Here is a 13,828-nt window from a genome sequence, read left to right on the forward strand (position 1 = left end):
AATCGTGTTCAATAGTCGGCTTGCCAGTCGACGACAATCCGCTTCGCCGCCTGGTCCACCGACTTCACATAGACGCCGACGAACGGAATCAGCCGCTCGCCGGTTACTGGCTTGCCGTCTTTCCCGGTGGAGGGATACTCGACCTGCAGCACCGAGTGGGCGCCGTTGTCGATCATGCTCGCCACTTTGCCGAGCACTTCGCCGCCTTCGTTGACAACTTCGAGGCCGAGCAGATCGACCCAGTAAAACTCGTCGGCTTCGAGCGCGGGAAACTCGGTGCGGCTCACGTACACGCGGTGACCACGCAGCGCGAGTGCCGCATCGCGGTCGTCCGTGCCACCCAATTGCGCCACCACTGCGTCGCCGTGCGTTTTGGCGAGCACGACCGGCACCGACTTGCGCTCGCGGCCCTTCTCGAGCCACCAGCGCTTCGCAGCCAGCAGGGCATCGCCGCCGCGACCGGCCTGCGCGTGCGCCGCTACTTTGACCCAGCCTTTCAGACCGTAGGCATCGACGATCGCGCCGACTTCCACCGCGTCGACCGGCCAGCTTTGTTCCGACTCAAGCCGCATGCCCGGCGCCTCTGCTGCGCCCTGCGACTCGCCGCGTGTTGCTTCACGGCTGCGGCCGGGTTTGCGCACGAATGCACCGAACGGTGCGACGCCTTCGCCGGAAGCCGGCGGCTGAACGCGACGCTGGCTGCGCTCCACCGGTCCAGCGCGTCCCGATCGTTCGGAATCACGTGCGGACATCAGCGAACCTCGCAGCCAGTTTCAATTGCCGGGGCACACTCGACCCGCCAGGCATCGCAGAGTTTGCGCGACGCAACCGGGAATGCACACCCACAAGCGCGGACCCTGCGGAGCCGGACAAGCTCATGCACGCGGCTCATGCAAGCAGATTACGCAGCCGGAGCTGCTGCCTGCGCCTTCTGCGCCTGCTTCACGAGACGCTCCACGGCCGGCGACAGCTGGGCGCCCACGCCTTGCCAGTACGTCACGCGATCTTGCGCAATGCGCAGCGCTTCGCCCTTCGTCGCGACCGGGTTGTAGAAGCCGACGCGTTCGATGAAGCGGCCGTCGCGACGGTTACGCGAATCGGTTGCAACGATGTTGTAGAACGGGCGCTTCTTCGAGCCGCCGCGAGCCAGACGGATGATGACCATACTTGAATCCTTGAAAACCGGGGGTTCGGGACCACTGAAACCGGCGATTATAGCCTGAAACCAACGCCATAACAAACACTTAACGGAGAACCTTGCAAATCGGGCTGTGACGGCAATGCAGGCCCGGCTGCGCGAAGGTGGCACAAAGCGGCTTGCCACCCGACGTGCCTTTGCCCGCGGGCCTATTCCGTACCTATGCCCGCACCCCTGCCGACCGTATTCGGGCGCCGCAACCAGCCCATCCCGGTCACTCTCGCCGTGACGCATTCGCCGACTGTCCCACCTGCCTTACGCCGCCCCGTCGGCGTAGAATTCGGCTCGGCCGGAATCCCGAGCAGCGTTACGCAGGCACTACAGGCAGCGGCGGCGCTCTCCACCATCACTCGTTCCCATGTCCACCGTTTCGAATTCATCGCGCTTTCGTTCCAAAACGCTCACCGCTGCTCTCGCCTTTTTCTTCGGCAGCATCGGAGCACATCGCTTCTATCTATACGGCCCGCGCGATGCCTGGGGATGGGCACATCTGCTCGGCACCGTGATCGGCATTCCTGGCTTTTTGCTGCTCGTCGCCACCCAGCGCGAATCTGCCCTCGGATGGTCGCTCGCGCTACCCGGCGCAGTGTCGCTGCTGGCCGCGTTTCTCGCCGCCATCGTCTACGGGTTACGCCCCGACGAGAAGTGGGACGCGCAGTTCAACGCGCAGGCCGGCCGTCGCAGTCGCTCGGGTTGGACGGTCATCTTCATCGTCATCTTTTCGCTGCTGATTGGCGCCTTCCTGCTGATGACGGGACTTGCGCTCTCGTTCCAGACCTATTTCGAGTCGCAGGTCGAAGCGGCGAAGTCGCTATCGCAGTAATCGGACCGGCAAGAGACGCGACGCCGCACAAGCCGGCAGCCCGCCTAGAACAGATCGAGTTGCGGGTCATCCGCCGCACGCCGCAACACGACCGGTTCGCGGCGAAACTGCGAAATGTCGAGAATGCCACGCCGCCGCTCGTTGAGACCGAGCCGTCGCACGGCCTTCCCGAAGCGCTGTTTCAGCAGATCGGCCCACGGCCCCTCGCCTTTCATTCGGCGTGCGAATGAGGCGTCGTAGTCTTTGCCGCCTCGCATGTCGCGCACGCGGCTCATGACGCGGTCCGCGCGGTCCGGAAAATGGGCTGCCAGCCAGTCCTTGAATAGCGGCGCGACTTCCCATGGCAGCCGCAGCACGATGTAACTCGCGCTCGTCGCGCCGGCCTCCGTACACGCTTCGAGAATACGCTCCATGTCGGGCTCCGTTACAAACGGGATCACCGGCGCAATGCTCACGCCCACCGGCACGCCCGCCTGAGCGAGCGTACGAATGGTGCGCAGGCGCCGGGCGGGCGACGCCGCGCGAGGCTCCAGCGTGCGCGCAATGCCTGCATCGAGCGTGGTGATGGTGATGGCAGCCATCACCTGGCCGCGTTCCGCCATCGGCGCCAGCAGGTCGAGGTCGCGCTCGATCAGCGACGACTTCGTGATGGCGGCGAACGGATGATGACGATCGTGCAGCACCTCGATCACGCGACGCGTGAGCCGCAGATCACGCTCCACGGGCTGCCATGCGTCCGTGTTGACGCCGAGCGCAATCGGTTCCGGCACATAGGACTTCTTCGAAATCTCTCGTGCCAGCAGTTCCGGCGCGTTGACCTTCGCATAGATGCGACTTTCGAAATCCAGGCCCGGCGACAGGCCCAGATAGGCATGCGTGGGCCGCGCGAAACAGTAGATACAGCCGTGCTCGCAGCCGCGGTACGGGTTCAGCGAAATGCTGAACGGAATATCCGGCGACTGGTTGCGCGTAAGGATGCTCTTCGCGCGCTCCTCGAACACCTGCGTGCGCAGCGGGGGCGGCACGTCGCCCTCCGGGGAGTCGAGGTGCGTCCAGCCGTCGTCGAACGCTTCGCGCTGGTCGACTTCGTAGCGGCCCTGCAGGTTCGTTACGGCGCCGCGCCCCTTGTGTGGGGCGGGCGGGGCAACGGGATACTCGGAATATTCAGCGTCGGGATCGTTCACGGCGGCACACGACAAACGGAAAGCGACCGCGCATACGAGGCAACGGCCGAAGTACTGTATAAATATACAGTACTTCGGCCGTTTGTCGAGCCGTTCTTCGAGCCGCAGTTCAGTCAATCGCCCACAGCGATCGTCAGCGTTTCCTTGATCTCTTCCATCACCACGTAGCTCTTCGACTGAACCGCCCCGGGCAGCTGCAGCAGGATGTCGCCGAGCAGCTTGCGGTAGTCCGCCATCTCGCCGATGCGTGCCTTGATGAGGTAGTCGAAGTCGCCCGACACGAGGTGGCACTCCAGCACCTCAGGAATCTTCTGCACCTCCCGGCGAAACTGCTCGAACATGTTGCCGCTCTTGTGATCGAGCGTGATTTCCACGAACACGAGCAGCGCCGCGCCCAACATGCCGGGATTCACCCGCGCGTAGTAGCCAGTAATGATGCCGTCGCGCTCCATGCGCTTCACCCGCTCCGTGCACGGGGTGACCGAGAGACCGACCTGCTCGGCGAGGTCTTTCATCGCCATGCGACCGTCCTGCTGGAGCAGTTTCAGGATGCGGTGATCGATGCGATCGAGGGTCCGGACGGGCTGACGTTGCGTGCGCATGGTTTTTCTACTGAAAAACGGAAAAATACAATAACAAAACCTACCTCAACACCAATAGCATAGCCGTAAATACTGGACACACGCGATATTTCATGGTTTTTCGGACGCGCAGACCAGTTTCCCTTTCTGGATGGAGCAGCTATGCGAATCGTCGTTCTGGGCAGTGGCGTCGTCGGCGTGACGAGCGCCTATTATCTGGCGCGCGCCGGTCATGAGGTCACGGTGATCGACCGCGAAACCGGCCCTGCGCTCGACACGAGTTTCGCGAACGCAGGCCAGATCTCGCCGGGTTATGCCTCGCCCTGGGCCGCTCCCGGCGTGCCACTCAAGGCCGTGAAGTGGATGTTCCAGAAGCATGCGCCGCTCGCCATCCGGCTCGACGGCACGCGCTTCCAGCTGCAGTGGATGTGGCAAATGCTGCAGAACTGCACGGCCGGGCGTTACGCCGTCAACAAAGGCCGCATGGTTCGCCTTGCCGAATACAGCCGCGATTGCCTTCAAGCGCTGCGCGCGGAAACCGGCATCGAGTACGAAGGCCGTCAAGGCGGCACGCTGCAGGTGTTCCGCACGCAGCAGCAACTCGAGGGCGCCGCGAAAGACATCACCGTGCTGAAAGACGCGAACGTGCCCTACGAGTTGCTCACGCCCGAAGAGCTGTGGCGTGCCGAGCCGGCGCTCGCCGGCGTGTCGCACAAGCTCACGGGCGGCCTGCGTCTGCCCGGCGACGAAACCGGCGACTGCCAGTTGTTCACCACGCGCCTTGCCGCGCTTGCCGGCGAACTCGGCGTACGTTTTCGCTACAACACGGCCATCGATGGCCTTGCCGTTGCGGGTGGGCGCGTTGCCGGCGTGCAGTGCGGCAGCGAACTCGTGCGTGCCGACGCCTTCGTCGTCGCTCTCGGCTCGTACTCGACGAAGCTGCTGTCGGGCATCGTGAAGATTCCCGTGTATCCGCTCAAGGGCTACTCGATCACGGCACCGATTGTCGATGCCAAGGCTGCGCCGGTTTCGACGGTGCTCGACGAAACGTACAAGATCGCCATCACGCGCTTCGACGACCGCATCCGCGTGGGTGGCATGGCCGAGATCGTCGGTTTCGACAAGCGTCTGCGCGACGCGCGTCGCGAGACGCTCGAAATGTGCGTGAACGACCTGTTCCCGGGCGGCGGCGACACCTCGAACGCCACCTTCTGGACCGGCCTGCGCCCGATGACGCCGGACGGCACGCCGGTGGTGGGCCGCACGCCGATGCCCAATCTGTTCCTCAACACAGGACACGGTACGTTGGGCTGGACGATGTCGTGCGGCTCGGGCCAATTGCTCGCAGACCTGATGTCGGGCAAGCAACCCGCCATTCGCGCCGACGACCTCTCCGTCCATCGCTACCTCGGCGAAACGGGCGGCACGGGGCGTCCTGCATACGCCTGATTCGACTGGCGCGAGCCGCACACGAGAAGCTCGCAGAAGCAAAAAAAAGGCGCCCACATTGGGCGCCTTCTGTCTTATGGAACGCGTTCCGCGCGCAAGGCGCCCCGCTTCTCGCAGGGCGTCCGGCCCATCAGTGTCAGAACTGATCCTCGGCAAGTGCAAACACGCCTTCGCCACCTTTCGCGCTGACGATCGACACCTCCAACGCGCCAGCCTGAGGCAGCACGTGCTGCGCGAAGAACTGTGCCGTGGCGATCTTCGCTTCGTAGAACGCCGGGTCCTCCGCGCGCTTGCTGGCCGCGGCCAGCATGGCACGCGCCATCTGCCAGCCGCCCAGGACGATGCCGGCCAGCTTCAGATACGGCACGCTGCCCGCGAACACCGCGTTCGGATCGCCCTTCGCGTTGGCAACGACATACTCCACAACCGACTGCAGCGCACGCTGACCTTGCGCCAACTGCGTGCGCATGGCACCGAATGCCGCGCCTTCGTGCGCGCCTAGCGCTTCGACGGTCTGCCCGATCTCCGCGATCAGGGCCTTCGCCACCGCACCGCCGTCGCGAACCGTCTTGCGGCCGATGAGGTCGTTTGCCTGAATCGCCGTGGTGCCTTCGTAGATCGTCAGGATGCGGGCGTCACGGTAGTACTGCGCCGCGCCCGTTTCCTCGATGAAGCCCATGCCGCCGTGCACCTGCACGCCGAGGCTCGTCACTTCGAGCGAAAGCTCCGTACTCCAGCCCTTCACCACGGGCACGAGGAACTCGTAGATCGCATGATGCCGCTCGCGCGTCGCGGCGTCCGCGTGGCGATGCGCGATATCGCAGTGCGCGGCCGCCACGTAGGCAAGCGAGCGCGACGCTTCCGTAAGCGCGCGCATCGTGGCCAGCATGCGGCGCACGTCCGGGTGGTGGATGATCGTGACGGCCTGCTTCGCCGATCCGTCCACGGGCCGGCTCTGCACACGCTCCTTCGCATAGGCAAGCGCCTTCTGGTAGGCGCGGTCGGACACCGCCACGCCCTGCATGCCGACCGCGAAGCGGGCCGCGTTCATCATGATGAACATGTACTCGAGGCCGCGATTTTCTTCGCCCACGAGCTGACCGATCGCGCCGCCGTGATCGCCGAACTGCAGCACCGCCGTCGGGCTCGCCTTGATGCCCAGCTTGTGTTCGATCGACACGCAATGCACGTCGTTGCGCGCGCCGAGCGAACCGTCGTCGTTGACGAGGAACTTCGGCACGGTAAAGAGCGAAATACCCTTCACGCCTTCCGGCGCGCCAGGCGTGCGCGCGAGCACGAGATGCACGATGTTGCCCGCCATGTCGTGCTCGCCCCACGTGATAAAGATCTTCGTGCCGAAGATGCGGTACGTGCCGTCGCCCTGCGGCTCGGCACGCGTGCGCACGAGCGCGAGATCGGAGCCGGCTTGCGGCTCGGTGAGGTTCATGGTGCCGGTCCATTCGCCGGAGATCAGCTTCGGCACGTAGCGCTGCTTCTGCTCCTCCGTGCCTGCGGTCAGCAGGGCTTCGATGGCGCCGTCGGTAAGCAGCGGGCACAGCGCGAACGACAGGTTCGCGGCATTGAGCATTTCGATACACGCAGTGGCGATCAGCTTCGGCAGGCCCTGACCGTCGTAATCGGTAGGATGCTGGACGCCTTGCCAGCCGCCTTCGGCGAACTGCCGGAAAGCGTCGGCGAAACCGGGCGTCGCCTTCACTTCGCCGTTGTGCCAGCTGCTGGGGTTGCGATCGCCTTCCACGTTGAGCGGCGCGATGACGTCGCCGCACAGCTTCGCGGCCTCTTCCAGTACGGCCTGGGCCGTCTCCGGCGTAGCGTCTTCGAAGCCGGGCAGGCTTGCGACCTGATCGATGCCGGCAAGCTCGTTCATCACGAACAGCATGTCTTTGACGGGGGCGGTGTAGCTCATTGAGTCAGTCTCCTCTACTGCCTGATATCAATAAAAAAGGGGGCGCCGTGCGCGCCCCCTTCGTGTGCCGATAGCCTTCTGCGAGGCGCGGGTACCGCGCTTAGCCGAGTTCGCCGACGAGTTCGGGCACGAGCGCAAACAGATCGCCGACGAGGCCGTAGTCGGCCACGCTGAAGATCGGTGCTTCGGGGTCCTTGTTGATCGCGACAATCACCTTCGAGTCCTTCATGCCGGCCAGATGCTGGATCGCACCCGAGATGCCCACCGCCACGTACAGCTGCGGCGCCACGATCTTGCCCGTCTGGCCCACCTGGTAGTCGTTGGGCACATAGCCCGCGTCCACCGCCGCGCGCGAGGCGCCCAGCGCTGCACCCAGCTTGTCGGCGAGCGGCTCCAGCACCTTCGTGTAGTTCTCGCCGCTGCCGAGACCCCGGCCACCCGAGACGATGATGTTCGCGCTCGTCAGCTCGGGACGGTCAAGCTTCGTCACTTCGCGGCTCACGAACTGCGAGATGCCGGCGTCCGGCGCGGCCTCGATCTTCTCGATGGACGCGCTGCCGCCTTCGGCCGCCACGGCGTCGAAGCCTGTGGTGCGCACCGTGATGACCTTGATCGGGTCCGCCGACTGCACCGTTGCGATCGCGTTGCCCGCGTAGATCGGGCGCTCGAACGTGTCGGCACCGACCACGGCCGTGATGTCGCTGATCTGCGCCACGTCGAGCTTCGCCGCGATGCGCGGCGTCACGTTCTTGCCCGCCGCCGTAGCCGGCGCGAGGATGTGCGAGTAGTCCTTCGCGATGTTCAGTACCGTCGCCTCGACGTTTTCCGCGAGGCCCGCTTCCAACTGCGGCGCATCGGCGAGCAGCACCTTCGATACGCCCGCAATCTTCGCTGCGGCTTCGGCCGCGCCCTGCGCATTGTGGCCGGCTACCAGCACGTGCACGTCGCCACCGATCTTCGTCGCAGCCGCCACCGTGTTCAGCGTCGCGCCCTTCACGGTCGCGTTGTCGTGTTCCGCAATTACCAGAATCGTCATTTGTCGTCGCTCCCTTACAGCACCTTCGCTTCGGTCTTCAGCTTCTCCACCAGCGTCTTCACGTCCGGCACCTTCACGCCGGCCGAGCGCTTCGGCGGCTCGGCAACCTTCAGCGTCTTCAGGCGCGGCGTCACATCCACGCCGAGATCCTCGGGCTTGATGGTTTCGAGCGGCTTCTTCTTCGCCTTCATGATGTTGGGCAGCGTCACGTAGCGCGGCTCGTTCAGGCGCAGGTCGGTCGTGACCACGGCGGGCAGCTTCAGTGAGAGCGTTTCGGCACCGCCGTCCACTTCGCGCATCACCGTGGCCTTACCGTCTGCAACCGTCACCTTCGAGGCGAACGTCGCCTGCGGCAGGTTCGCGAGTGCGGCAAGCATCTGGCCGGTCTGGTTGGAGTCGTCGTCGATGGCCTGCTTGCCCAGGATGACCAGCTGCGGCTGTTCCTTGTCCACGAGCGCCTTGAGCAGCTTCGCCACGGCGAGCGGCTGCAGGTCTTCGTTCGATTCGATCAGGATGGCCCGGTCCGCGCCGATGGCCAGCGCCGTGCGCAGCGTTTCCTGCGCCTGCGCCACGCCCGCCGACACCGCGATCACCTCGGTCGCCACGCCCGCTTCCTTCAGGCGCACAGCTTCCTCGACGGCGATTTCGTCGAACGGGTTCATCGACATCTTCACGTTTGCAATGTCGACGCCCGTGCCGTCCGTCTTCACGCGGACCTTCACGTTGTAGTCGACCACTCTCTTGACTGGCACCAGGATTTTCATGCACACGCTCCAAAGTTACGAATACGTCAACCTGCGGGACATTATAGCGATAGCCCCTTGCGCACTGCGGCGCCGCAGGCCGTTTCGATCAACAATACCGCCCTTGGGCTGGGCGTCGGAAATAGCGAACGGTCGTGCGATTTTAGCCTTGAAAAAACCCAGGCGCCAAGCCCGGGCTCCGACCGGCGCCTCTAATTTTGCTGCCGGCCTCGCGGGACCGGCCGTCCATATTGCTTGAGCCGTTTTTGCGCAGCCTATTACCAGCCCGCCACCACCGCGCCGCCGAACTTCGTTTCGATGTACTGCTTCACTTCCGGCGAGTGGTACGCCGCCACGAGCTTCGCCACCCACGGCTTGTTACGGTCAGCCTCACGAATCGCGATGATGTTTACGTACGGGCCGTTCGGATCTTCGATGGCAATGGCGTCCTGCCTGGGCTTAAGCCCGGCTTCCATCGCGAAATTCGTGTTGATGGCGGCCGCGTCCACATCGCCCAGCGAGCGCGGAATCTGCGCGGCGTCCAGTTCCACGATCTTCAGCTTCTTCGGGTTGTCGACGATATCGATCGGCGTGGCCTTCAGTCCCGCGTCGGCGCGCAGCTTGATGAGGCCCTGCTTTTGCAGCAGCAGGAGCGCGCGGCCGCCGTTGGTCGGGTCGTTCGGCACGGCGATCTTCGCGCCCACGGGCAGCGCCGCCAGCGACTTCACGCGCTTCGAGTAGATGCCCATCGGGAACGTCACCGTATCCGCGATCTTGATGATCTTGTAGCCGCGGTCCTTCACCTGCGCCTGCAGATACGGCTCGTGCTGATAGCTGTTCGCGTCGAGGTCGCCGCCTGCCAGCGCCGCGTTCGGCTGCACGTAGTCCGAGAACTCGACGATCTTGATGTTGAGCCCGTTACGCGCGGCCACAGTCTTCACGACGTCCATCAATTGCGCGTGCGGCCCGCCCGTCACGCCCACCTTGATGGTTTCATCGGCGCGCGCGGCGCCCGAGGCAAACAGCGTAGCCGCACCGAGCACGGCGGCCAGTTTCAATACGAAGCGACGTTGCATAACTCAATCCCCAAACGTGTGTTGTTTCGTGTGTTGTTTCGTGTGTTGTTTATTGACGCACTGACGCATGGCCCGCGTCGCGAACGCCACGGGCCTTGCATCGATTCAGCGATGACCCAGGCGCCGCACGAGCCAGTCGCCGAACGACTGCACGAGCTGAACAAAGACGATCAGAATCACGACCACTGCGACCATCACTTCGGGCTCGAAGCGCTGATAGCCATAGCGGATGCCCAGATCGCCCAGTCCGCCACCGCCGATCGCACCCGCCATCGCCGAATAGCCGACGAGCGAGACGAACGTAATGGTGAGCCCGGCCACGATGCCTGGCAGCGCTTCGGGCAGCAGCACCTTGAAGACGATCTGGCGCGTCGTGGCGCCCATCGCCTGAGCGGCTTCGATCAGGCCGCGATCCACTTCGCGCAGCGCCGTCTCGACGAGTCGCGCAATGAACGGTGCAGCGGCAATCGTGAGCGGCACGACGGCCGCGGCCGTGCCGATCGATGAACCCACCACGAGGCGCGTGAACGGAATCACTGCGACGAGCAGGATGATGAACGGCGTCGAACGCACAGCGTTCACGAGCATACCCATCGCGCGGTTCACGGCGAGGTTCTGCAGCACGCCTTGACGGTCGGTGAGATGGAGCAGCACGCCGAGCGGCAGCCCCACGAGGGCGCCGATCAAGCCCGAGATGCCGACCATCACGAGCGTCTCCCAGAACGACTGCACGAACATATCGAGCATTTCACTCAACATACGAGAGCTCCTCCACGACGACACCCTGCTCGCGCAGCCACGCGATGGCCTGCGCGACCTTCACCGCCTCGCCGCTCGCAAGCACCGCGAGCGACCCGAACGCCTGGCCCTGAATCTCGTCGATCTGGCCGTGCAGAATGTTGAAGTCCAGTTCGTAGCGGCGAATGGTTTCCGAGAGCACCGGCTGGTCCACGCCCGAGCCCGTGAAGGCGAGGCGCAGCAGATGTCCGTTGCCCGTCTTCAGACGCTCGGCCACGCGCGCCTTGAGCGCGGGCGGCAACTCCTGGGCAATCACGTCGCCCAGCAGCGCGCGCGTGACTTCGTGATGCGGCTGCAGGAACACGTCGATCACGCGACCTTCTTCCACCACCTTGCCCGCATCGAGCACGGCGACGCGATCGCACACCTGCTTGATGACCTCCATCTGATGCGTGATCAACACGACGGTGAGCCCGAGTTCGCGATTGATCTTGCGCAGCAGATCGAGAATGGCGCGCGTGGTTTCGGGGTCGAGTGCCGACGTAGCTTCGTCGGAAAGCAGCACCTTCGGTTTGCTGGCAAGGGCGCGCGCAATGCCGACGCGCTGCTTCTGCCCGCCGCTGATCTGCGCCGGGTAGCGGTCTTTCTGCGCGGTCAGGCCAACCAGTTCGAGCAGCGGCAACACCGCTTCTTCAATCTCTGCGCGCTTCATGCCCGCAAGCTCGAGCGGCAGCGCAACGTTTTCGTAGACGGTGCGCGACGACAGCAGGTTGAAGTGCTGGAAAATCATGCCGATCTCGCGACGCGCAGCACGCAACTCAGCAGCCGGCAACGACGTGAGCGCCCGTCCGTTCACGACGATCTCGCCTTCGGTAGGCCGCGTCAGCAGATTGATGGTGCGTACCAGCGTGCTCTTGCCGGCGCCGCTGCGGCCGATGATGCCGAACACTTCGCCTGGGGGAATCGTGAGGTTGATGTTGTGGAGCGCTTCGACCCAGCCTCGGGGCCCCGCGAAGCGCTGCGACACATTGCGTAGTTCGATCATGAAAAAACGAAACGGCGGTACTGCCGGGCAGGCCTTGGGCCGATGCACGCCGGCAATGGCCGCCGCTGTTTTATTGGTGTGTGGGCCGCGATTTTAACCTGGCCGCGAAATTCTCTTTAATAATCAATTTCGATCCTTTCATAACGCGAGGGAATTAGAGCGGCACGCCACCGACCGCGCTCGCTTGAGATACGCGGGCGCGGCTATGATCCGTCGCATTATCAATATGAAACGGCGGGCAATCAGTCATGGAGACGACAAAGCCTCTCGATGCCGCAACCCAGCGAAGTGCGGCCGCAACGCAGACGCTCGCAGGCGGGAACGGCGAGGGCTCGGACACCTCGCCGCCGCACACGGACACCGTAACGGCCGCGGACGGCACTGACCTGCCGCTCTACCGCTGGCCCGCCGTCGGAACACGGCGGGCCACTGTCGCGCTTGTCCACGGTCTCGCCGAACACGCCGGGCGATATGCGGCGCTCGCGGCACGGCTCAATGCCGTCGGGATCGAACTGGTCGCTATCGATCTGCGCGGACACGGACAGGCGCCCGGCCCCCGCGCATGGGTGTCGCGCTTCGACGACTACCTGCTCGACGCCGAAGCGCTGATCGACGCCGCTTCACAGCACGGCGGCCCGCTCTTCCTGATGGGCCACAGCATGGGCGGCGCAGTGGCTGCGCTCTATGCCGTGGAACGGCTGCCGGCGAGCCGGCGTGACGTCGCGGGCCTGATCCTGTCGAGCCCGGCGCTCGCGCCTGGACGCGACGTGCCCCGCTGGATGATCGCGGCCAGCCGCGTCATGAGCCGCGTGTGGCCCCGGTTTCCCGCCATGAAAATCGACGCAGCGCTACTGTCGCGCGATCCCGCCGTGGTGGAAGCGAATCGCTGCGATCCGCTCGTCCATCACGGGGCAATTCCCGCTCGCACGGGCGCGGAGATTCTGGCTGCCATGGAACGCATCGAGCGGGGCCGCGTGGGTCTGCGCTTGCCCGTTCTCGTCTATCACGGTACGCGGGACAAGCTGACCGAGCCCGAAGGCAGCCGCGATTTCGGCAGCCACGTCGGCTCGCCCGACAAGACGCTCACGCTCTACGAAGGCAGCTACCACGAGACGATGAACGACCTGGACCGCGATCGCGTGATCGGAGCGCTGATCGACTGGATAGCGGCGCGGAGTTGAGGCACTTCGCCTCGTGTTTCGCCCCGTTTCACTTCACCACCGCGGCGCCCGCTTTTCGATGAAGGCCTGCACACCTTCCAGCGTGGCGTCCTCCATCATGTTGCAGGCCATCGTTTGTCCCGCAAGCTGATAAGCCGCCTCGACACCCATTTCGAGCTGCCGGTAGAACAACGCCTTGCCCGCCTCGACCGCGGCACGCGGCTTGGCGCAGATGCTCGCGGCGAGCGCTGCCAACGTGGCGTCCAGTTCGGCCGCGGGCGCCACGCGGTTCACGAGCCCGCGGCGCCGGGCTTCGTGCGCATCGATGAACTCGCCGGTCATCAGCATCTCGAAGGCCATCTTGCGTGACACGTTGCGCGTGAGCGGCACGGAAGGCGTCGAACAGAAGAGCCCGAGGTTCACGCCGGAGACCGCGAAACGCGCTTCGTCCGATGCCACCGCGAGGTCGCACATCGCCACCAGCTGACAGCCGGCGGCGGTCGCGATGCCATGCACGCGCGCGATCACCGGCTGGGGCATGCGCTGGATTGCCAGCATCACCTTCGTGCAGCGCGCGAACAGCGCCTGGTAGTACTCGAGCGAAGGTGCCGCGCGCATTTCCTTCAGGTCGTGTCCCGCGCAGAAAGCGCGTCCCGCGCCGGCAATCACGACGACACGGGCGTCGCTCGCTGCAATCGACGTGAGCGCAGTCTGCAATTCGTCGAGCAGCGCTTCGGATAGTGCGTTGAACGCATCCGGCCGATTGAGCGTAACGGCCGTCACGCCATGCACTCCGTAGGCGTCCCGGGTTAGCTCGACCAGCGGGCTGGCTTCGCTCGCCTTCGACGAAACGGTTTGCGTGCTCATG

General features: G+C 64.7%; 14 protein-coding genes. 3 read left to right on the plus strand and 11 right to left on the minus strand.

The genetic code is table 11. The features are described 5' to 3' along the window. Positions 1-8: 8 nt before the first annotated feature. Together rimM and rpsP are read right to left on the minus strand one after the other, a co-directional pair. Complete coding sequence (gene rimM / locus P2869_RS12845; protein WP_277596690.1) at positions 9-752, minus strand: ribosome maturation factor RimM; 744 nt, start codon at positions 750-752, stop codon at positions 9-11. 149 nt (positions 753-901) lie between these two features. After that, positions 902-1,165 carry a 30S ribosomal protein S16 gene (gene rpsP / locus P2869_RS12850; RefSeq protein ID WP_017774606.1) on the minus strand — a complete coding sequence of 88 codons (264 nt, stop codon included), beginning with the start codon at positions 1,163-1,165 and terminating at the stop codon, positions 902-904. A 391-nt stretch (positions 1,166-1,556) separates the two neighbouring features. On the opposite strand from rpsP, the gene P2869_RS12855 reads away from it, so the two are divergent. Beyond that, entirely contained in the window at positions 1,557-2,021 is a 465-nt protein-coding gene (locus tag P2869_RS12855; RefSeq protein WP_277596691.1) for an NINE protein, read from the plus strand. Between the two features lie 44 nt (positions 2,022-2,065). Here the strand turns inward: P2869_RS12855 and P2869_RS12860 are convergent, their stop codons facing one another. Together P2869_RS12860 and P2869_RS12865 are read right to left on the minus strand one after the other, a co-directional pair. Continuing rightward, complete coding sequence (locus P2869_RS12860) at positions 2,066-3,205, minus strand: PA0069 family radical SAM protein (RefSeq protein ID WP_277596692.1); 1,140 nt, start codon at positions 3,203-3,205, stop codon at positions 2,066-2,068. 113 nt (positions 3,206-3,318) lie between these two features. Beyond that, on the minus strand, positions 3,319-3,807 hold the full coding sequence (locus tag P2869_RS12865) for an Lrp/AsnC ligand binding domain-containing protein (RefSeq protein WP_017774603.1): 489 nt from the start codon (positions 3,805-3,807) through the stop codon (positions 3,319-3,321). Positions 3,808-3,948: 141 nt separating this feature from the next. On the opposite strand from P2869_RS12865, the gene P2869_RS12870 reads away from it, so the two are divergent. Further along, on the plus strand, positions 3,949-5,235 hold the full coding sequence (locus tag P2869_RS12870) for a D-amino acid dehydrogenase (protein WP_277596693.1): 1,287 nt from the start codon (positions 3,949-3,951) through the stop codon (positions 5,233-5,235). A 136-nt stretch (positions 5,236-5,371) separates the two neighbouring features. Here P2869_RS12870 and P2869_RS12875 read toward each other — a convergent pair whose 3' ends face one another. The 6 genes from P2869_RS12875 to P2869_RS12900 all read right to left on the minus strand — a co-directional run bounded on the left by P2869_RS12875 (position 5,372) and on the right by P2869_RS12900 (position 11,800). Continuing rightward, complete coding sequence (locus tag P2869_RS12875; protein ID WP_199540336.1) at positions 5,372-7,162, minus strand: acyl-CoA dehydrogenase; 1,791 nt, start codon at positions 7,160-7,162, stop codon at positions 5,372-5,374. A gap of 100 nt (positions 7,163-7,262) precedes the next feature. Further along, a complete protein-coding gene (locus tag P2869_RS12880) occupies positions 7,263-8,198 on the minus strand; it encodes an FAD-binding protein (protein WP_277596694.1) in 936 nt (311 codons plus the stop codon). Positions 8,199-8,212: 14 nt separating this feature from the next. Beyond that, positions 8,213-8,962, minus strand: coding sequence for an electron transfer flavoprotein subunit beta/FixA family protein (locus P2869_RS12885; RefSeq protein WP_114810210.1), 750 nt, complete (start codon positions 8,960-8,962; stop codon positions 8,213-8,215). A 257-nt stretch (positions 8,963-9,219) separates the two neighbouring features. After that, positions 9,220-10,017, minus strand: a complete 798-nt coding sequence (locus P2869_RS12890) for a MetQ/NlpA family ABC transporter substrate-binding protein (protein ID WP_126876672.1) — start codon at positions 10,015-10,017, stop codon at positions 9,220-9,222. Positions 10,018-10,122: 105 nt separating this feature from the next. Continuing rightward, complete coding sequence (locus P2869_RS12895) at positions 10,123-10,776, minus strand: methionine ABC transporter permease (RefSeq protein WP_026121722.1); 654 nt, start codon at positions 10,774-10,776, stop codon at positions 10,123-10,125. Further along, positions 10,766-11,800 (minus strand): methionine ABC transporter ATP-binding protein, encoded by a 1,035-nt coding sequence (locus P2869_RS12900; protein ID WP_017774596.1) that lies wholly within the window; start codon positions 11,798-11,800, stop codon positions 10,766-10,768. The genes P2869_RS12895 and P2869_RS12900 overlap by 11 nt, the downstream gene beginning before the upstream one ends. Before the next feature lie 248 nt (positions 11,801-12,048). Between P2869_RS12900 and P2869_RS12905 the strand changes: the two genes are divergently transcribed. Beyond that, positions 12,049-12,981, plus strand: coding sequence for an alpha/beta hydrolase (locus P2869_RS12905; RefSeq protein WP_277596695.1), 933 nt, complete (start codon positions 12,049-12,051; stop codon positions 12,979-12,981). A 33-nt stretch (positions 12,982-13,014) separates the two neighbouring features. Here P2869_RS12905 and P2869_RS12910 read toward each other — a convergent pair whose 3' ends face one another. Further along, on the minus strand, positions 13,015-13,827 hold the full coding sequence (locus tag P2869_RS12910) for an enoyl-CoA hydratase (RefSeq protein ID WP_277596696.1): 813 nt from the start codon (positions 13,825-13,827) through the stop codon (positions 13,015-13,017). Position 13,828 lies beyond the last annotated feature (1 nt).

Source organism: Paraburkholderia sp. SUR17, assembly GCF_029536165.1.
Lineage (GTDB): Bacteria > Pseudomonadota > Gammaproteobacteria > Burkholderiales > Burkholderiaceae > Paraburkholderia > Paraburkholderia kururiensis.